Source organism: Pseudomonas sp. LB3P14, assembly GCF_054898045.1.
Window position 1 is genome coordinate 6,089,173 of sequence record NZ_CM142714.1, and the last position, 16,943, is coordinate 6,106,115.

General features: G+C 56.2%; 25 protein-coding genes. 24 read left to right on the plus strand and 1 reads right to left on the minus strand.

The annotated features are described in order from the left end of the window. The 22 genes from rplP to bfr all read left to right on the plus strand — a co-directional run bounded on the left by rplP (position 1) and on the right by bfr (position 11,854). Positions 1-414, plus strand: coding sequence for a 50S ribosomal protein L16 (gene rplP / locus ACYZT5_RS27840; protein ID WP_003186052.1), 414 nt, complete (start codon positions 1-3; stop codon positions 412-414). Beyond that, positions 414-605: a 50S ribosomal protein L29 gene (gene rpmC, locus ACYZT5_RS27845; protein ID WP_002555481.1), complete on the plus strand. Its 192-nt coding sequence runs from the start codon at positions 414-416 to the stop codon at positions 603-605. Before rplP ends, rpmC begins: the two co-directional genes overlap by 1 nt. 2 nt (positions 606-607) lie before the next feature. Continuing rightward, entirely contained in the window at positions 608-874 is a 267-nt protein-coding gene (rpsQ, locus tag ACYZT5_RS27850) for a 30S ribosomal protein S17 (RefSeq protein WP_003176419.1), read from the plus strand. 23 nt (positions 875-897) lie between these two features. Next, a complete protein-coding gene (gene rplN / locus ACYZT5_RS27855; protein ID WP_002555479.1) occupies positions 898-1,266 on the plus strand; it encodes a 50S ribosomal protein L14 in 369 nt (122 codons plus the stop codon). Positions 1,267-1,277: 11 nt separating this feature from the next. After that, complete coding sequence (rplX, locus tag ACYZT5_RS27860) at positions 1,278-1,592, plus strand: 50S ribosomal protein L24 (RefSeq protein ID WP_033059465.1); 315 nt, start codon at positions 1,278-1,280, stop codon at positions 1,590-1,592. A 20-nt stretch (positions 1,593-1,612) separates the two neighbouring features. Continuing rightward, a complete protein-coding gene (rplE, locus tag ACYZT5_RS27865) occupies positions 1,613-2,152 on the plus strand; it encodes a 50S ribosomal protein L5 (RefSeq protein ID WP_003210069.1) in 540 nt (179 codons plus the stop codon). Between the two features lie 13 nt (positions 2,153-2,165). Then, complete coding sequence (rpsN, locus tag ACYZT5_RS27870; protein ID WP_003176414.1) at positions 2,166-2,471, plus strand: 30S ribosomal protein S14; 306 nt, start codon at positions 2,166-2,168, stop codon at positions 2,469-2,471. 209 nt (positions 2,472-2,680) lie between these two features. Continuing rightward, entirely contained in the window at positions 2,681-3,073 is a 393-nt protein-coding gene (gene rpsH, locus ACYZT5_RS27875) for a 30S ribosomal protein S8 (RefSeq protein WP_003186040.1), read from the plus strand. 12 nt (positions 3,074-3,085) lie between these two features. After that, a complete protein-coding gene (gene rplF, locus ACYZT5_RS27880) occupies positions 3,086-3,619 on the plus strand; it encodes a 50S ribosomal protein L6 (RefSeq protein ID WP_003176412.1) in 534 nt (177 codons plus the stop codon). Positions 3,620-3,629: 10 nt separating this feature from the next. After that, complete coding sequence (gene rplR / locus ACYZT5_RS27885) at positions 3,630-3,980, plus strand: 50S ribosomal protein L18 (protein WP_003186037.1); 351 nt, start codon at positions 3,630-3,632, stop codon at positions 3,978-3,980. Between the two features lie 3 nt (positions 3,981-3,983). Continuing rightward, complete coding sequence (gene rpsE, locus ACYZT5_RS27890; protein WP_003186035.1) at positions 3,984-4,484, plus strand: 30S ribosomal protein S5; 501 nt, start codon at positions 3,984-3,986, stop codon at positions 4,482-4,484. Between the two features lie 2 nt (positions 4,485-4,486). Next, positions 4,487-4,663: a 50S ribosomal protein L30 gene (gene rpmD, locus ACYZT5_RS27895; protein WP_003186033.1), complete on the plus strand. Its 177-nt coding sequence runs from the start codon at positions 4,487-4,489 to the stop codon at positions 4,661-4,663. A gap of 3 nt (positions 4,664-4,666) precedes the next feature. After that, positions 4,667-5,104 (plus strand): 50S ribosomal protein L15, encoded by a 438-nt coding sequence (gene rplO / locus ACYZT5_RS27900; protein ID WP_007896782.1) that lies wholly within the window; start codon positions 4,667-4,669, stop codon positions 5,102-5,104. Further along, positions 5,105-6,433: a preprotein translocase subunit SecY gene (secY, locus tag ACYZT5_RS27905; RefSeq protein ID WP_003228718.1), complete on the plus strand. Its 1,329-nt coding sequence runs from the start codon at positions 5,105-5,107 to the stop codon at positions 6,431-6,433. It abuts the gene before it with no gap. 27 nt (positions 6,434-6,460) lie between these two features. Beyond that, positions 6,461-6,577, plus strand: coding sequence for a 50S ribosomal protein L36 (gene rpmJ, locus ACYZT5_RS27910; protein ID WP_002555468.1), 117 nt, complete (start codon positions 6,461-6,463; stop codon positions 6,575-6,577). 130 nt (positions 6,578-6,707) lie between these two features. Beyond that, positions 6,708-7,064, plus strand: a complete 357-nt coding sequence (rpsM, locus tag ACYZT5_RS27915) for a 30S ribosomal protein S13 (protein WP_003186020.1) — start codon at positions 6,708-6,710, stop codon at positions 7,062-7,064. 30 nt (positions 7,065-7,094) lie between these two features. After that, entirely contained in the window at positions 7,095-7,484 is a 390-nt protein-coding gene (rpsK, locus tag ACYZT5_RS27920; protein ID WP_002555466.1) for a 30S ribosomal protein S11, read from the plus strand. A gap of 18 nt (positions 7,485-7,502) precedes the next feature. Further along, a complete protein-coding gene (gene rpsD, locus ACYZT5_RS27925) occupies positions 7,503-8,123 on the plus strand; it encodes a 30S ribosomal protein S4 (RefSeq protein WP_003210056.1) in 621 nt (206 codons plus the stop codon). Positions 8,124-8,145: 22 nt separating this feature from the next. Next, complete coding sequence (locus ACYZT5_RS27930; protein WP_003186012.1) at positions 8,146-9,147, plus strand: DNA-directed RNA polymerase subunit alpha; 1,002 nt, start codon at positions 8,146-8,148, stop codon at positions 9,145-9,147. A 42-nt stretch (positions 9,148-9,189) separates the two neighbouring features. Then, a complete protein-coding gene (rplQ, locus tag ACYZT5_RS27935) occupies positions 9,190-9,576 on the plus strand; it encodes a 50S ribosomal protein L17 (RefSeq protein ID WP_007943777.1) in 387 nt (128 codons plus the stop codon). A gap of 209 nt (positions 9,577-9,785) precedes the next feature. Next, the gene (locus ACYZT5_RS27940; RefSeq protein ID WP_462048261.1) at positions 9,786-11,240 is read left to right on the plus strand and encodes a catalase; all 1,455 of its coding nucleotides are present in this window, start codon (positions 9,786-9,788) and stop codon (positions 11,238-11,240) included. A 149-nt stretch (positions 11,241-11,389) separates the two neighbouring features. Further along, positions 11,390-11,854 (plus strand): bacterioferritin, encoded by a 465-nt coding sequence (gene bfr / locus ACYZT5_RS27945; protein ID WP_462048262.1) that lies wholly within the window; start codon positions 11,390-11,392, stop codon positions 11,852-11,854. 65 nt (positions 11,855-11,919) lie between these two features. On the opposite strand, the gene uvrA is transcribed toward bfr, so the two are convergent. Next, positions 11,920-14,754 (minus strand): excinuclease ABC subunit UvrA, encoded by a 2,835-nt coding sequence (gene uvrA / locus ACYZT5_RS27950; protein WP_462048263.1) that lies wholly within the window; start codon positions 14,752-14,754, stop codon positions 11,920-11,922. Positions 14,755-14,945: 191 nt separating this feature from the next. On the opposite strand from uvrA, the gene ACYZT5_RS27955 reads away from it, so the two are divergent. Beyond that, a complete protein-coding gene (locus tag ACYZT5_RS27955) occupies positions 14,946-16,343 on the plus strand; it encodes an MFS transporter (protein WP_462048264.1) in 1,398 nt (465 codons plus the stop codon). 9 nt (positions 16,344-16,352) lie between these two features. Further along, positions 16,353-16,880 carry a single-stranded DNA-binding protein gene (locus ACYZT5_RS27960; RefSeq protein WP_016969466.1) on the plus strand — a complete coding sequence of 176 codons (528 nt, stop codon included), beginning with the start codon at positions 16,353-16,355 and terminating at the stop codon, positions 16,878-16,880. The last annotated feature ends 63 nt before the right edge of the window (positions 16,881-16,943 follow it).

The window sequence follows — 16,943 nt, forward strand, 5'->3', positions numbered from 1 at the left end:
ATGTTGCAACCAAAGCGTACGAAGTTCCGCAAGCAAATGACTGGTCACAACCGTGGCCTGGCATTGCGCGGTAGCAAAGTCAGCTTCGGCGAGTTCGCGCTGAAGTCTGTTGCTCGTGGTCGTCTCACCGCTCGTCAGATCGAGTCAGCGCGTCGTGCACTGACCCGTCACGTTAAACGTGGCGGCAAGATCTGGATCCGTGTATTCCCGGACAAGCCTGTAACCAAAAAGCCACTCGAAGTTCGGATGGGTAAAGGTAAGGGTAACGTCGAATACTGGGTTGCCCAGATTCAGCCAGGCAAAGTCCTGTATGAAATCGAGGGTGTTTCTGAAGAGCTGGCGCGTGAGGCTTTCGCCCTGGCTGCTGCAAAGCTGCCACTCGCCACCTCCTTTGTTAAACGGACGGTGATGTGATGAAAGCGAATGAACTTCGTGAAAAATCCGCACAGCAGCTGAACGAGCAACTGCTCGGCCTGCTGCGCGACCAGTTCAATCTGCGTATGCAGAAAGCAACTGGCCAGTTGGGGCAGTCTCATCTGCTCTCGCAAGTTAAACGTGACATCGCTCGCGTGAAGACTGTGCTTAACCAGCAGGCAGGTAAGTAATCATGGCTGAAGCCGAAAAAACTGTCCGTACGCTGACTGGCCGTGTTGTCAGCGACAAGATGGACAAAACCATCACCGTTCTGATCGAGCGTCGCGTTAAGCACCCGATCTACGGTAAATACGTTAAGCGTTCGACTAAGCTGCACGCGCACGACGAAACCAATCAGTGCCACATCGGCGACAAAGTCACTATTCGTGAAACTCGTCCTTTGGCCAAGACCAAGTCTTGGGCGCTGGTTGATGTTCTCGAACGCGCTGTGGAAGTCTAAGGACTAGGGGTCGGAGAAATTATATGATTCAGACTCAATCCATGCTCGATGTGGCCGATAACAGCGGCGCTCGCCGCGTTATGTGCATCAAGGTGCTGGGTGGCTCCCATCGTCGTTACGCTGGTATCGGTGACATCATCAAAGTTACCGTGAAGGAAGCAATTCCTCGCGGTAAAGTGAAAAAAGGCCAAGTGATGACTGCTGTTGTAGTCCGCACTCGCCACGGCGTTCGCCGTGCTGATGGCTCCATTATCCGCTTTGATGGCAACGCTGCTGTTCTTCTGAACAACAAGCAAGAGCCGATCGGCACCCGTATCTTTGGGCCAGTGACCCGTGAACTTCGTACTGAGAAGTTCATGAAGATCGTCTCGCTCGCCCCAGAAGTGCTGTAAGGAGATCCGACATGCAAAAGATTCGTCGTGACGACGAGATCATCGTGATCGCCGGCAAAGACAAAGGTAAGCGCGGTAAGGTGCTTAAGGTTCTCGCTGACGACCGTCTGGTCGTTGGTGGTCTGAACCTGGTTAAGCGTCATACCAAGCCAAACCCTGCGTCGGGCGTACAAGGCGGTATCGTCGAGAAAGAAGCGCCACTGCACGCTTCCAACGTTGCCATTTTCAACGGCGAAACCAACAAGGCTGATCGCGTTGGTTTCAAAGTAGAAGACGGTAAGAAAATTCGTGTCTTCAAGTCGACCCAAAAAGCGGTTGATGCTTGAACACTGCTAGGTAGAAGACCATGGCACGACTAAAAGAGATTTACCGGAAGGAAATCGCACCGAAGCTTAAGGAAGAACTTAAGCTTTCGAACGTGATGGAAGTTCCGCGCGTTACCAAAATCACCCTGAACATGGGTCTGGGCGAAGCGATCGGTGACAAAAAAGTCATCGAGCACGCTGTTGCTGACCTGGAAAAGATCACCGGCCAAAAAGTCGTTGTGACCTACGCTCGGAAATCCATCGCTGGCTTTAAAGTCCGTGAAGGTTGGCCGATCGGCGTCAAAGTGACCCTGCGCCGTGAGCGTATGTACGAATTCCTGGATCGTCTGCTGTCGATCTCCCTGCCTCGGGTCCGCGACTTCCGCGGCCTGAATGCCAAGTCCTTCGATGGTCGTGGTAACTACAGCATGGGCGTTAAAGAGCAGATCATCTTCCCGGAAATCGACTACGACAAGATCGATGCTCTCCGCGGTCTGGACATTACCCTGACCACCACTGCCAAGAACGATGATGAAGGTCGCGCGCTGCTGCGTGCTTTCAAATTCCCGTTCCGCAACTGATTGGAGTAGGAAAATGGCCAAGATGAGCATGAAAAACCGCGAGCTGAAGCGTCAGCTCACGGTTGCCAAGTACGCCAAAAAGCGTGCAGCACTGAAAGCTATCATCGTTGATCTGAACGCAAGTCCAGAAGCGCGTTGGGAAGCTACAGTAGCTCTGCAGAAGCAGCCACGTGACGCAAGCGCTTCGCGCATGCGTAACCGCTGCCGCCTGACCGGTCGTCCACACGGCGTTTACCGCAAGTTCGGCCTCGGCCGTAACAAATTGCGTGAAGCTGCAATGCGTGGTGACGTACCTGGTCTGGTTAAAGCCAGCTGGTAAGCACTATCAAAGTCTCGGTGGTCCGAATCGCAAGATCCTGACCACTGGTGACCTTGAACTTGAATCAAGCCCCTATTGGGGCTTGATTCATTTGTGGGGTGTGTCTAGAATACCCGGCTCGCCTGAGCCCGTGCTTTTTTCGCACGGATGCACTCGGCGACAAGTAGTAGCCGCAAGGCTAATTTTTTTGTATTAGGAGCGTCTAGCCCATGAGTATGCAGGACCCGTTAGCGGACATGCTAACTCGAATCCGTAATGCCCAGATGGCTGAAAAGTCCGTCGTAAGCATGCCATCTTCTACGTTGAAGGTAGCTGTTGCCAAAGTCCTGAAGGACGAAGGTTACATTGCGGGTTATCAGATCAGCAGCGAAATCAAACCACTGCTGTCCATCGAGCTGAAGTACTTCGAAGGCCGTCCGGTCATCGAGGAAGTGAAGCGCGTTAGCCGTCCAGGCCTGCGTCAGTACAAGTCCGTCGATGATCTGCCAAAAGTTCGTGGCGGTCTCGGTGTGTCTATCGTCTCCACCAACAAAGGTGTGATGACGGATCGTGCTGCGCGCGCTGCCGGTGTCGGCGGCGAAGTTCTTTGCACTGTGTTCTAAGGGGGGATAAGCATGTCACGCGTCGCTAAGAACCCCGTTAAGCTGCCAGCCGGTGTCGAAGTAAAATTCGCAGGCCAACAGCTTTCGGTGAAGGGTGCCAAGGGCACTCTCGAACTGAACATCCATTCGTCCGTTGAGATTGTTGAAGAAGCTGGTGAGCTGCGTTTCGCTGCTCGCAATGGCGATCAACAAACTCGCGCAATGGCTGGTACCACTCGTGCGTTGGTAAACAACATGGTCCAAGGCGTAAGCCAAGGCTTCGAGCGCAAGCTCCAGCTGGTCGGTGTTGGTTACAAAGCGCAAGCAAAAGGCACAGTGCTGAACCTGGCTCTTGGCTTCTCGCACCCAGTGGATTATGAACTGCCGGAAGGCATCACCGCTGAGACTCCTAGCCAGACCGATATCCTGATCAAGGGCATCGATAAGCAGCTGGTAGGTCAAGTGGCCGCCGAGATCCGCGACTTCCGTCCACCAGAGCCGTACAAAGGCAAAGGTGTGCGCTACGCGGACGAAGTCGTCCGTCGTAAAGAAGCCAAGAAGAAGTAGGGCATAGCAAATGACCGACAAAAAAGTTACTCGACTGCGTCGCGCTCGCAAAGCACGCCTGAAAATGCACGAACTCGAAGTCGTGCGTCTCTGCGTGTTCCGCTCGTCGCAGCACATCTACGCCCAGGTCATTTCGGCCGACGGCAACAAAGTCCTGGCAAGTGCCTCGACTTTGGATAAAGAACTGCGTGATGGCGCCACTGGCAACATCGACGCGGCCACTAAGGTTGGCCAGCTGGTCGCTACGCGTGCAAAAGCCGCTGGCGTCTCGCAGGTGGCTTTCGACCGCTCTGGCTTCAAGTACCACGGTCGCGTCAAGGCGCTGGCTGATGCTGCTCGTGAAGCTGGGCTGGAGTTCTAAGTTATGTCAAATAACGACCAAAAGCGCGACGAAGGCTACATTGAGAAGCTGGTTCAAGTTAACCGCGTAGCCAAAACCGTTAAAGGCGGCCGTATCTTCACTTTCACCGCGTTGACCGTGGTTGGTGATGGTAAAGGGCGCGTTGGCTTCGGCCGTGGCAAGTCGCGTGAAGTGCCTGCTGCGATCCAGAAGGCAATGGAAGCTGCTCGCCGCAACATGATCCAAGTTGACCTGAACGGCACCACTCTGCAGTACGCAATGAAGTCCGCCCATGGCGCTTCGAAGGTGTACATGCAGCCTGCTTCTGAAGGTACCGGTATCATCGCTGGCGGCGCTATGCGTGCTGTCCTCGAAGTTGCTGGTGTTCAGAACGTTCTGGCCAAGTGCTATGGCTCGACTAACCCGGTAAACGTGGTTCACGCCACTTTCAAAGGTTTGAAAGCTATGCAGTCTCCTGAATCCATTGCCGCCAAGCGTGGCAAAAGCGTCAAGGAGATCTTCTGATCATGGCTACCGTTAAAGTTACGCTGATCAAAAGCATGACCGGCCGCATCCCTAACCACAAACTGTGCGTTAAGGGTCTGGGTCTGCGTCGCATCGGTCACACTGTAGAAGTACTTGATACTCCCGAGAATCGCGGGATGATCAACAAGGCTTACTACATGCTGCGTGTCGAGGGTTAATCGATGAAACTCAATGATCTGAGTCCAGCGCCGGGTTCCCGTCGCGAAAAGCATCGTCCGGGCCGTGGTATCGGTAGTGGTTTGGGCAAGACCGGTGGCCGTGGCCACAAAGGTCAGTCCTCCCGCTCCGGTGGCACCATTGCTCCAGGCTTTGAAGGCGGTCAACAGCCGCTGCATCGTCGCCTGCCGAAATTCGGTTTCGTTTCCCTGAAAGCCATGGACCGCGCAGAAGTGCGTCTGTCCGAGCTGGCCAAAGTGGAAGGCGACATCGTCACCGTGCAGTCCCTGAAAGATGCCAACGTTATTAACGTCAACGTACAGCGTGTGAAAATCATGCTGTCCGGCGAAGTTACTCGCGCTGTTACCATCGGAAAGGGAATCGGCGCCACCAAAGGTGCGCGTGCGGCTATCGAAGCAGCTGGCGGCAAGTTCGAGGAATAAATGGCTAAGCAAGGTGCTCTCTCTGCGCTCGGCAAAGGCGGTATGTCTGAACTCTGGGCTCGTCTGCGTTTTCTGTTCCTGGCGATTATCGTCTACCGAATAGGCGCACACATCCCGGTTCCAGGTATTAACCCGGACCGACTCGCGGACCTGTTTCGACAGAATGAGGGGACCATTCTTAGCTTGTTCAACATGTTTTCCGGCGGCGCGCTGGAACGGATGAGCATCTTTGCACTGGGGATCATGCCGTACATTTCGGCATCGATCATCATGCAGCTGATGACCGCCGTGAGCCCGCAGCTGGAACAGTTGAAGAAGGAAGGTGAAGCTGGCCGTCGCAAGATCAGCCAGTACACCCGCTACGGCACTGTCGTTCTCGCTCTCGTTCAGGCAATTGGCATGTCCATTGGTCTGGCAGGGCAGGGCGTTGCGTTCACTGGTGACTTTGGCTTCCATTTCGTCGCGGTATCCACTTTTGTGGCTGGTGCGATGTTCATGATGTGGCTGGGTGAGCAGATTACTGAGCGTGGTGTTGGCAACGGTATCTCGATGTTGATTTTTTCGGGTATCGTCGCCGGTCTTCCGAGAGCGATCGGGCAGTCTTTCGAGTCTGCGCGTCAGGGTGATATCAACATCTTCGCCCTGGTTGCCATCGGTTTGCTGGCAGTAGCGATTATCGGTTTCGTGGTGTTCATTGAGCGTGGTCAGCGTCGTATTGCTGTTCACTACGCCAAGCGTCAGCAGGGCCGCAAGGTCTTCGCTGCGCAGACTAGCCACTTGCCGCTGAAGGTGAACATGGCCGGCGTTATTCCGGCCATTTTCGCGAGCAGCATTTTGCTGTTCCCGGCTTCGTTGGGTGCCTGGTTCGGCCAGTCTGAAGGTATGGGCTGGTTGCAGGACATCTCGCAGTCGATCGCTCCTGGTCAGCCGTTGAATATTCTGCTGTTTAGTGCAGGGATTATTTTCTTCTGCTTCTTCTATACGGCGTTGATGTTCAATCCGAAAGACGTAGCGGAAAACCTGAAGAAGTCCGGTGCCTTTATTCCGGGCATCCGTCCAGGTGAGCAGTCTGCGCGCTACATTGATGGCGTTCTGACTCGCTTGACCATGTTCGGTGCTCTTTACATGACGGCCGTGTGCCTGTTGCCCCAGTTCCTGGTGGTTGCGGCAAACGTACCGTTCTACCTTGGCGGGACCTCGTTGCTGATCGTCGTCGTGGTTGTGATGGACTTCATGTCCCAAGTACAATCGCACCTCGTTTCGCACCAGTACGAATCCCTGATGAAGAAAGCCAACCTGAAGGGTTACGGCAGCGGCATGTTGCGCTGAGTACCCATAAGGTTCGAGGAGTTGGTGATGAAAGTTCGTGCATCGGTGAAAAAGCTGTGCCGTAACTGCAAGATTATTCGCCGCGAAGGTGTTGTTCGAGTAATTTGCAGCGCGGAACCGCGTCACAAACAGCGCCAAGGCTGAGTGTGATTGTGCTTCAAGCCCGGCAGCTAGTGCGCTGCCGGGTTGATTATTTGTTATTACAGCGATATTATCTCGCGCCCTATTTCTTGGCTTCCGGGGCGTAGGTAGCTGTCAATTGGAGTCCCACTGAATGGCCCGTATTGCAGGCGTTAACATTCCAGATAACAAGCATACTGTTATCTCGCTGACCTACATCTATGGTGTTGGTCGCACTACTGCGCAGAAAATTTGTGCAGTGACTGGGGTAAACCCAGCCGCAAAGATCAAGGATCTGAGCGACGAGCAGATTGAACAGCTGCGTGGCGAAGTGGCGAAGTTCACCACTGAAGGTGACCTGCGTCGCGAAATCAACATGAAAATCAAGCGTTTGATGGACCTCGGTTGCTATCGCGGTCTGCGTCATCGTCGTGGTCTTCCAGTACGCGGTCAGCGTACCAAGACTAACGCGCGTACCCGTAAAGGTCCGCGTAAGCCGATCCGCAAGTAATCGCCCCAGCGAATCGACAGGAAATTAATCATGGCAAAACCTGCTGCTCGTCCTCGTAAAAAAGTTAAAAAGACAGTGGTTGATGGCATCGCCCACATCCATGCTTCTTTTAACAACACAATCGTGACCATCACCGACCGTCAAGGTAATGCGCTTTCTTGGGCTACCTCCGGTGGTTCGGGTTTCCGCGGTTCCCGCAAGTCCACCCCGTTTGCTGCTCAAGTAGCTGCTGAACGTGCTGGTCAAGCTGCGCTGGAATACGGTCTGAAAAACCTCGACGTTAACGTCAAAGGTCCAGGCCCAGGTCGTGAATCTGCAGTCCGCGCTTTGAACGGCTGTGGCTACAAGATCGCCAGCATCACCGACGTGACGCCAATCCCGCACAACGGGTGCCGTCCGCCGAAGAAGCGCCGCGTGTAATCCAGGAGATTGTAAAGAATGGCTCGTTACATTGGTCCAAAATGCAAACTCGCTCGTCGCGAAGGCACCGATCTCTTTCTGAAGAGCGGCGTGCGCGCGATCGAATCGAAGTGCAACATTGAAGCAGCACCTGGTATCCACGGCCAACGCCGCGGTCGCCAGTCCGATTACGGCACCCAACTGCGTGAAAAGCAGAAGGTCCGTCGTATCTACGGCGTTCTCGAGCGTCAATTCAGCGGCTACTACAAAGAAGCTGCTGGCAAGAAAGGCGCAACTGGCGAAAACCTGTTGCAACTGCTCGAATGCCGTCTGGACAACGTCGTATACCGTATGGGTTTTGGCTCTACTCGTGCCGAATCCCGTCAGCTGGTATCGCACAAATCCGTAAGCGTTAACGGTCAGACCGTAAACGTGCCGTCGTACCAGGTTCGTGCTGGTGACGTGGTCGCGATTCGCGAGAAAGCAAAGAACCAACTTCGCATTGTCCAAGCTCTCGATCTGTGTGCCCAACGTGGCCGCGTAGAATGGGTAGAAGTAGACACTGAGAAGAAGTCGGGCGTTTTCAAGAACGTTCCAGCTCGCAGTGATCTGTCCGCCGACATCAACGAAAGCCTGATTGTCGAGCTCTACTCCAAGTAAGGGCTAGAAAATAGGTGCATCCATGCAGATTTCGGTAAATGAGTTCCTGACACCCCGCCATATTGATGTGCAGGTTGTCAGTCCAACCCGCGCCAAGATCACTCTCGAGCCTCTCGAGCGTGGTTTCGGCCACACCCTGGGCAACGCGCTGCGCCGCATCCTGTTGTCCTCAATGCCCGGCTGTGCAGTAGTCGAGGCCGAGATTGACGGTGTACTCCATGAGTACAGCGCCATCGAAGGCGTACAGGAAGACGTAATTGAAATCCTGTTGAACCTTAAAGGTCTGGCTATCAAGCTGCACGGTCGTGACGAAGTTACGCTGACCTTGTCGAAGAAGGGTTCGGGGGTGGTTACCGCTGCCGATATTCAGCTGGATCATGATGTCGAGATCGTTAACCCCGATCACGTAATCGCTAACCTGGCGTCTAACGGCGCCCTGAACATGAAGCTCACCGTAGCTCGTGGTCGTGGTTATGAACCGGCAGACTCGCGTCAGAGCGATGAAGACGAAAGCCGCAGCATCGGTCGCTTGCAGCTTGACTCTTCGTTCAGCCCGGTTCGCCGTATCGCATACGTGGTGGAAAACGCCCGTGTCGAGCAGCGTACTAACCTGGACAAGCTGGTTATTGATCTGGAAACCAACGGTACCCTGGATCCTGAAGAGGCTATCCGCCGCGCTGCAACCATTCTGCAACAGCAGTTGGCTGCGTTCGTCGATCTCAAAGGTGACAGTGAGCCAGTGGTTGTCGAGCAGGAAGACGAGATCGATCCGATCCTGCTTCGCCCGGTTGACGATCTGGAACTGACTGTACGTTCGGCTAACTGCCTTAAGGCGGAAAACATCTACTACATCGGTGACCTGATTCAGCGTACCGAAGTAGAGCTGTTGAAGACTCCGAACCTTGGCAAGAAATCCTTGACTGAAATCAAGGACGTTCTGGCCTCCCGCGGTCTGTCCCTCGGCATGCGCCTCGACAACTGGCCGCCTGCAAGTCTTAAGAAGGACGACAAGGCGACTGCCTGATCGTCGTAATCACCGAACGTCGTGTTTGGTAAGGAATGAACCATGCGTCATCGTAAAAGTGGTCGTCACCTGAGCCGCACTAGCTCGCACCGCAAGGCCATGTTTCAAAACATGGCAGTGTCGCTGTTCGAGCACGAGCTGATCAAAACTACACTGCCGAAAGCTAAAGAACTGCGTCGCGTTGCTGAGCCGCTGATCACTTTGGCCAAGACAGACAGCCTGGCTAACCGCCGTCTGGCTTTCGACCGTACTCGTTCGAAAGCTATCGTTGGTAAGCTCTTCAACGACCTGGGCAAGCGTTACGCTACCCGTGAGGGTGGCTACCTGCGCATCCTCAAGTGCGGTTTCCGCACTGGCGACAACGCGCCTATGGCGTACGTCGAGTTGGTTGATCGTGCTACCGGTGGTGAAGCTGTATCCGCTGAGTAAGACGTCAGTCTGAAACGAAGAACCGGGCCTAGTGCCCGGTTTTTTGTGCGCGCTCGAAAAGTACCGAGTCGGCGGTGCAAATTTGCATCATTAGTAATTTTCTATCGATTATCACAATTTAATGAATTTGATGGTGTCATGTTGATGATCAATACTCCCTCTCAGCCGATTAGCCGGCAGTTGGAAAGACTGACAGAGGAAGAGATCGCATGAGCCAAAATAAAACACTTACCACCGCCAGTGGCGCTCCTGTCGCCGACAACCAGAATTCCCGCTCCGCCGGCCCTCGTGGCCCGCTGCTGCTTGACGACTTTCACCTGATCGAGAAGCTTGCCCACTTCAACCGTGAAAACATCCCTGAGCGTCGTGTACACGCCAAAGGCTCGGGTGCTTACGGTACGTTCACCGTGACACGTGACATCACTGAGTACACCAGCGCCAAGCTGTTCGAGTCCGTCGGCAAGCAAACCCCGACCTTCCTGCGGTTTTCCACCGTAGGCGGTGAGCGCGGTTCGGCTGATACCGAGCGTGATCCTCGCGGTTTTGCCCTGAAGTTCTACACCGAAGAAGGTAATTGGGACATCGTCGGCAACAACACGCCGGTATTCTTCATCCGCGATCCTTTGAAATTCCCGGACTTTATTCACACCCAAAAACGTCTGCCGCAAAGCAACCTGAAAAGCGCGCAAATGATGTGGGACTTTTGGTCGCATTCGCCTGAGGCGCTGCACCAGGTCACCATTCTGTTCTCGGATCGCGGCATTCCTGATGGCTACCGTCACATGCACGGCTTCGGCAGCCACACATACAGCCTGATCAGCGCCAATGGCGAGCGTCATTGGGTGAAGTGGCACTACAAGACCAGGCAAGGGATCAAAAATCTGGCACCGGCAGAAGCGGCACGCCTGGCCGGTACCGATCCGGATTATGCACAGCGTGATCTGTTCGGCGCGATCGAGCGTGGTGATTTCCCGAAATGGCGCGTGTGCATCCAGATCATGACCGAGGCACAGGCCGCGGCGCACTACGAGAACCCTTTTGACGTGACCAAGACCTGGTCGCAGAAAGAGTTTCCGCTGATCGAAGTGGGCGAGTTGGAGCTTAACCGCAACCCGCAGAATTACTTTGCTGAGGTCGAGCAAGCGGCGTTCGGTCCGAGCAACATGGTCCCGGGTGTCGGTTTGTCGCCGGATCGGATGCTCCAAGGTCGCGTGTTCGCTTATGCCGATGCCCACCGCTACCGCATTGGCACCAACCATCAGCAACTGCCGGTGAACGCGCCTCGCAGCCCGGTGAACAGCTATCAGCGCGATGGTTCGATGGCATTTGGCAGCAATGGCGGTGCGGCACCCAACTACGAGCCGAACAGCTACGTTGAGTCGCCGAAACAAGCGCCTCGCTATGCAGAGCCAGCGTTGGCCCTGAGCGGCGCGGCTGATCGTTACGATCATCGCGAAGATACCGACTATTACAGCCACGCCGGTGCGCTGTTCCGTCTGATGAGTGATGAGCAGAAAGCCCTGCTGGTGCACAACATTGCCGGCGCCATGGCCGGGGTTTCCAGCGACGTGATTGATCGTCAATTACAGCATTTCTTCAGGGCCGACCCGGTGTATGGAGAAGCAATCGCAACGGCGTTGGGCGTACAGCTTAACGAAGTCTAAACGAGAAGCAGAACCGCCCTCGTTTGGGCGGTTTTTGCGTTATTTAAACCACTTTTCTCAGAATATCTTCGCTTTTATCGCGCAAGCAGAGTGACCAAACAGTCTGCTTGGTTCAAACTACAGACTTTCAAGCAGGGAGATGTAGGGCGATGCAAGGCCACCCAGACGTAATCGATTACCTCAACACGTTGCTGACCGGCGAACTGGCGGCGCGTGATCAATATTTCATCCATTCGCGGATGTACGAGGACTGGGGTTTCACCGAGCTCTACGAACGTATTAACCACGAAATGGAAGAAGAGGCGCAGCACGCTGACGCCCTGATGCGCCGGATTCTCATGCTCGAGGGCACTCCGCGCATGCGTCCGGACGACGTGGATGTTGGCACCACAGTGCCTGACATGCTCGCCGCTGACCTGCGTCTGGAATACAAAGTCCGCGCCGCACTCTGCAAGGGCATCAAGCTCTGCGAGCTTCACAAAGACTACGTCAGTCGCGAGATGCTGCGTATTCAGCTGCACGACACCGAAGAAGATCACACCTACTGGCTCGAGAAGCAGCTGGGTCTGATCAAGTTGATCGGTTTGGAGAATTACCTGCAATCGCAGTTCTGATTCCGCCGTCTACAAAAAAGCCCCTGTCACCGATGAAGTGACAGGGGCTTTTTCGTGGGCCTGATTCAGGCTTTGTCGCGAGCCAGCAGCGGCTTGAGGTAGAAGCCCGTGTGGGACTGCTTCATCTCTGACACTTCTTCCGGCGTACCGACAGCTATGATCTGGCCGCCCTTGGAACCGCCTTCCGGCCCCAAGTCCACCAACCAGTCGGCCGTCTTGATAACGTCCAGGTTGTGCTCGATCACCACCACGGTGTTGCCGTGGTCGCGCAGGCGATGCAACACGTCGAGCAGTTGCTGAATGTCCGCGAAGTGCAGGCCGGTTGTTGGCTCATCGAGGATATACAGCGTCTTGCCGGTATCGCGTTTGGACAGTTCGCGGGACAGCTTCACCCGCTGGGCTTCACCACCCGACAGCGTGGTCGCTGACTGCCCGAGCTTGATGTACGAAAGGCCGACATCCATCAACGTCTGAAGCTTGCGCGCCAGGGCCGGAACCGCGTCGAAGAACACTCGCGCCTCCTCGATCGTCATCTCGAGGGTTTCGTGGATGCTCTTGCCCTTGTACTTGATCTCCAGAGTCTCGCGGTTGTAGCGCTTGCTCTTGCAGACGTCGCACGGGACATAGATGTCCGGCAGGAAGTGCATTTCCACCTTGATGAGGCCATCGCCCTGACATGCTTCGCAACGTCCGCCCTTTACGTTGAAGGAGAAGCGTCCAGGACCATAACCGCGGGAGCGCGACTCCGGCACACCGGCGAACAGTTCGCGAATCGGTGTGAACAGCCCTGTGTAGGTCGCCGGGTTGGAGCGTGGCGTGCGACCGATCGGGCTCTGATCGATGTCGACAACCTTATCCAGATGCTCCAGACCTTTGATGCTGTCGTGAGCGGCCGCTTCGAGCGTCGTTGCACCGTTGAGTGCCGTGGCGCTCAAAGGAAACAGCGTGTTGTTAATCAGCGTCGATTTGCCCGAGCCGGATACGCCGGTCACGCAGGTCAGCAGACCAATTGGAATGTCCAGATCGACATCGCGCAAGTTGTTGCCGCGAGCGCCCTTGAGGGACAGCGACAACTTCTTGTTACGGGGCGTGCGTTTGGCCGGAACGGCAATCTTCACCCGCCCCGACAGATATTTGCCGGTCAGCGAATCGGGATGAGCCATGACCTCGGCCGGCGTACCTTCGGCAACGATATGCCCGCCGTGTACACCCGCGCCGGGTCCGATATCCACCACGTAGTCGGCCAGACGAATCGCATCTTCGTCGTGCTCGACCACGATCACCGTGTTGCCAATGTCACGCAGGTGCTTGAGCGTGCCAAGCAGCCGATCGTTGTCCCGCTGATGCAGACCAATGGACGGCTCGTCGAGGATGTACAGAACCCCTACCAGGCCCGCGCCAATCTGACTGGCTAGACGAATACGCTGAGCCTCACCGCCAGACAACGTGTCCGCACTGCGATCGAGCGACAGATAATCGAGGCCAACGTTGACCAGGAATTGCAGGCGCTCACGGATTTCCTTGAGAATCTTGTCGGCAATTTCGCCGCGGCGGCCGGTGAGTTTCAGAAGCCCGAAATACTCGCAGGCGTCCCCAATCGGCAGATTGGTCACCGCCGGCAGCGTCTTCTCGCCAACCCACACATGCCGCGCCTCTCGGCGCAGGCGCGTGCCACGACAATCCGGGCAATGCTGGGTGCTGAGGAACTTGGCCAGCTCTTCGCGCACCGAGGCTGACTCGGTTTCGCGGTAGCGACGTTCCAGGTTCGGCACGATGCCTTCGAACGGGTGCGAGCGTTTGACGATGTCACCACGGTCGTTCAGGTATTTGAAGTCGACGTTCTGCGAGCCGCTGCCGTGCAGGATGTACTTCTGCTGATCGGCCGGCAGTTCGTTGAACGGTTCTTCCAGGCTGAATTTGTAGTGTGAGGCCAGCGACCCGAGCATCTGGAAATAATAGACGTTGCGCCGGTCCCAACCGCGAATCGCGCCTTCCGCCAGCGTCAGTTCGCCATTCACCAATCGCTTGATGTCGAAGAATTGCTTAACGCCCAGGCCATCGCAGGTCGGGCAAGCGCCGGCCGGGTTGTTGAAAGAGAACAGCTTGGGTTCCAGCTCGCTGATGGCGTGGCCGCAAATCGGGCAGGCGAAACGCGCGGAGAAGATGATCTCTTCGCCGGGCTCGTCGTCCATCGGCGCTACCAGGGCAATGCCGTCCGCCAGCTTCAAGGCGGTCTCGAACGACTCGGCCAGGCGCTGTTGCAGGTCGGCGCGGACCTTGAAGCGGTCGACCACGACATCGATCGAATGCTTCTTTTGTTTATCCAGCTTCGGCAATTCGTCCAGCTCGCAGAGCCTCCCGTTGACTCGGGCCCGCACAAAACCCTGGGCACGGAGTTCTTCGAAGACCGAGAGGTGCTCGCCTTTACGCTCGCGGATCACCGGCGCTAGCAGCATAAGCTTGCTACCCTCCGGTTGAGCCAGGACCAGGTCGACCATCTGGCTGACGGTCTGGGCTTCCAGCGGAATGTCGTGATCCGGGCAGCGCGGAATACCCACGCGAGCGTAAAGCAGACGCAGGTAATCGTAGATTTCAGTGATGGTGCCGACCGTCGAACGCGGGTTGTGTGAGGTCGACTTCTGTTCGATGGAAATGGCTGGCGACAAACCTTCGATGGTGTCGACGTCAGGTTTTTCCATCATCGACAGGAACTGCCGGGCGTAGGCCGACAGCGATTCGACGTAACGGCGCTGGCCTTCGGCATACAGCGTGTCGAACGCCAGGGACGATTTGCCGGATCCGGACAGGCCGGTGATGACGATCAGTTTGTCCCGTGGCAGGGTCAGGTCGATGTTCTTCAGGTTGTGGGTTCGGGCCCCACGAATCAGGATCTTGTCCAAAGTGGCCTCGCTCGGCGGGCGTCGAAAACGTAGGAGTATACGGCCAAATACTGGATGGATGCACACTATCAAATGAGCGGGTTGCAGCCTTACATGAAGACTCTGTCAGCAGAGCGCGTCAAAGCGTCGCGATATACCCCGTCAATCGATGGGACTGGTAGAATCGCCGCCGGTTCACATGAGGTTTTTCCATGCACGATCCCCACAGCGAACGCATGAGTGGCAGTGAGACCCGCGCAGCAAGCGGTCTGGCCCTGGTGTTCGCCTTCCGTATGCTTGGCATGTTCATGGTGTTGCCGGTACTGGCGACCTATGGGATGGATCTGGCAGGAGCGACCCCGGCCCTCATCGGGCTGGCGATTGGCGCTTACGGCCTGACCCAGGCGATCTTTCAAATTCCTTTCGGCTTCATTTCCGACCGCATCGGTCGTCGTCCGGTGATTTACCTGGGGCTGATCGTCTTCGCCCTCGGTAGCGTGCTGGCGGCTAATGCCGACTCGATCTGGGGCGTGATCGCCGGACGAATCCTGCAAGGCGCCGGGGCGATTTCGGCGGCCGTGATGGCGTTGCTGTCAGACCTGACCCGCGAACAGCATCGGACCAAAGCCATGGCCATGATCGGCATGACGATCGGTCTGTCGTTCGCTGTCGCGATGGTTGTAGGACCGTTGCTGACCCGCGCCTTCGGCCTGTCCGGGTTGTTCCTCGCTACGGGCGGCATGGCGCTGTTCGGCATCGTGATCGTAATGTTCATGGTGCCGCGCTCTACCGGGCCCTTGCAGCACCGTGAGTCAGGTGTTGCGCGCCAGGCGCTGATACCGACGCTCAAGCACCCGGACCTGCTGCGTCTGGACCTGGGCATTTTTGTGTTGCACGCAATGTTGATGTCGAGCTTCGTTGCGTTGCCTTTGGCGCTGGTCGAAAAAGCCGGGCTGCCTAAAGAGCAGCACTGGTGGGTCTACCTCACAGCGCTGTTGATCTCCTTCTTCGCCATGATCCCGTTCATTATCTACGGCGAGAAGAAACGCAAAATGAAACGAGTTTTATTGGGCGCGGTGCTGACGCTGATGCTCACTGAGCTATTCTTCTGGCAGTTCGGCGATAGCCTGCGGGCTCTGGTGATCGGGACGGTGGTGTTCTTTACCGCGTTCAATCTGCTGGAAGCTTCGTTGCCATCGCTGATCAGCAAGGTTTCACCGGCAGGCGGCAAGGGCACGGCGATGGGGGTTTATTCCACCAGCCAGTTCCTCGGTTCGGCGCTGGGCGGGATCCTCGGCGGTTGGCTTTTCCAGCATGGCGGTTTGTCGGTTGTATTCCTCGGATGCGCCGGCCTGGCTGCCCTCTGGCTGGCCTTTGCTGTTACCATGCGCGAACCACCTTATGTCACGAGCCTGCGCTTGCCGTTGTCGCCCGAGGCGATCCGCGAAGCGGGTCTGGTCGAGCGCCTGAAGGCCGTCATAGGGGTAACAGATGCAGTGATCGTCGCAGATGAAGCGGCGATTTACATCAAATTGGACACAGAACTATTGGATCGCACCACCCTTGAACGCCTGGTGAACAACCCGGCCGGGGCAGCGTGCGTAGCCTAGGAGAACGTTATGGCCCGTGGGGTTAACAAAGTCATATTGGTCGGCACTTGCGGCCAGGATCCCGAAGTTCGCTACTTGCCTAACGGTAACGCCGTGACCAACCTGAGTCTGGCGACCAGCGAACAGTGGACAGACAAGCAAACCGGTCAGAAGGTCGAGAAGACCGAATGGCACCGTGTGTCGATGTTCGGCAAGGTTGCCGAGATCGCCGGCGAGTACCTGCGTAAAGGTTCGCAGGTTTACATCGAAGGCAAGCTGCAGACCCGCGAGTGGGAAAAAGACGGTATCAAGCGTTACACCACCGAAATCGTGGTCGACATGCAAGGCACCATGCAGCTGCTGGGCGGCCGTCCACAGCAGGGCGACCAGCAAGGCGGGGGCAATAACTACCAGCAGTCCGCCCCGGCTCCACGCCAACAGGCTCCGCGTCCTCAGCAGTCGGCACCGCAGCAGTCGCGCCAGGCTCCAGCTCCACAGCAGGCCGCTCCGCAGCCGGCTCCGGATTTCGACAGCTTTGATGACGATATTCCGTTCTAAGCTTCTGCTTTCCCGAACGGCATAAAAAAGGCCCGTAGCGCTACAACGCTACGGGCCTTTTGC

Excerpts from the sequence above, each read along its gene's own strand:
- rplX (WP_033059465.1), top strand. The coding sequence starts at position 1,278 with ATGCAAAAGATTCGTCGTGACGACGAGATCATCGTGATCGCCGGCAAA.
- secY (WP_003228718.1), top strand. The coding sequence starts at position 5,105 with ATGGCTAAGCAAGGTGCTCTCTCTGCGCTCGGCAAAGGCGGTATGTCT.
- rplQ (WP_007943777.1), top strand. The coding sequence starts at position 9,190 with ATGCGTCATCGTAAAAGTGGTCGTCACCTGAGCCGCACTAGCTCGCAC.
- ACYZT5_RS27960 (WP_016969466.1), top strand. The coding sequence starts at position 16,353 with ATGGCCCGTGGGGTTAACAAAGTCATATTGGTCGGCACTTGCGGCCAG.
- rplN (WP_002555479.1), top strand. The coding sequence starts at position 898 with ATGATTCAGACTCAATCCATGCTCGATGTGGCCGATAACAGCGGCGCT.
- rpsE (WP_003186035.1), top strand. The coding sequence starts at position 3,984 with ATGTCAAATAACGACCAAAAGCGCGACGAAGGCTACATTGAGAAGCTG.
- rpsN (WP_003176414.1), top strand. The coding sequence starts at position 2,166 with ATGGCCAAGATGAGCATGAAAAACCGCGAGCTGAAGCGTCAGCTCACG.
- rplR (WP_003186037.1), top strand. The coding sequence starts at position 3,630 with ATGACCGACAAAAAAGTTACTCGACTGCGTCGCGCTCGCAAAGCACGC.
- rplF (WP_003176412.1), top strand. The coding sequence starts at position 3,086 with ATGTCACGCGTCGCTAAGAACCCCGTTAAGCTGCCAGCCGGTGTCGAA.
- rpmC (WP_002555481.1), top strand. The coding sequence starts at position 414 with ATGAAAGCGAATGAACTTCGTGAAAAATCCGCACAGCAGCTGAACGAG.
- bfr (WP_462048262.1), top strand. The coding sequence starts at position 11,390 with ATGCAAGGCCACCCAGACGTAATCGATTACCTCAACACGTTGCTGACC.
- ACYZT5_RS27940 (WP_462048261.1), top strand. The coding sequence starts at position 9,786 with ATGAGCCAAAATAAAACACTTACCACCGCCAGTGGCGCTCCTGTCGCC.
- rpsD (WP_003210056.1), top strand. The coding sequence starts at position 7,503 with ATGGCTCGTTACATTGGTCCAAAATGCAAACTCGCTCGTCGCGAAGGC.
- ACYZT5_RS27930 (WP_003186012.1), top strand. The coding sequence starts at position 8,146 with ATGCAGATTTCGGTAAATGAGTTCCTGACACCCCGCCATATTGATGTG.
- rplE (WP_003210069.1), top strand. The coding sequence starts at position 1,613 with ATGGCACGACTAAAAGAGATTTACCGGAAGGAAATCGCACCGAAGCTT.
- rpmD (WP_003186033.1), top strand. The coding sequence starts at position 4,487 with ATGGCTACCGTTAAAGTTACGCTGATCAAAAGCATGACCGGCCGCATC.
- rpsQ (WP_003176419.1), top strand. The coding sequence starts at position 608 with ATGGCTGAAGCCGAAAAAACTGTCCGTACGCTGACTGGCCGTGTTGTC.
- rpsM (WP_003186020.1), top strand. The coding sequence starts at position 6,708 with ATGGCCCGTATTGCAGGCGTTAACATTCCAGATAACAAGCATACTGTT.
- rplO (WP_007896782.1), top strand. The coding sequence starts at position 4,667 with ATGAAACTCAATGATCTGAGTCCAGCGCCGGGTTCCCGTCGCGAAAAG.
- ACYZT5_RS27955 (WP_462048264.1), top strand. The coding sequence starts at position 14,946 with ATGCACGATCCCCACAGCGAACGCATGAGTGGCAGTGAGACCCGCGCA.
- rpmJ (WP_002555468.1), top strand. The coding sequence starts at position 6,461 with ATGAAAGTTCGTGCATCGGTGAAAAAGCTGTGCCGTAACTGCAAGATT.
- rpsK (WP_002555466.1), top strand. The coding sequence starts at position 7,095 with ATGGCAAAACCTGCTGCTCGTCCTCGTAAAAAAGTTAAAAAGACAGTG.
- rplP (WP_003186052.1), top strand. The coding sequence starts at position 1 with ATGTTGCAACCAAAGCGTACGAAGTTCCGCAAGCAAATGACTGGTCAC.
- rpsH (WP_003186040.1), top strand. The coding sequence starts at position 2,681 with ATGAGTATGCAGGACCCGTTAGCGGACATGCTAACTCGAATCCGTAAT.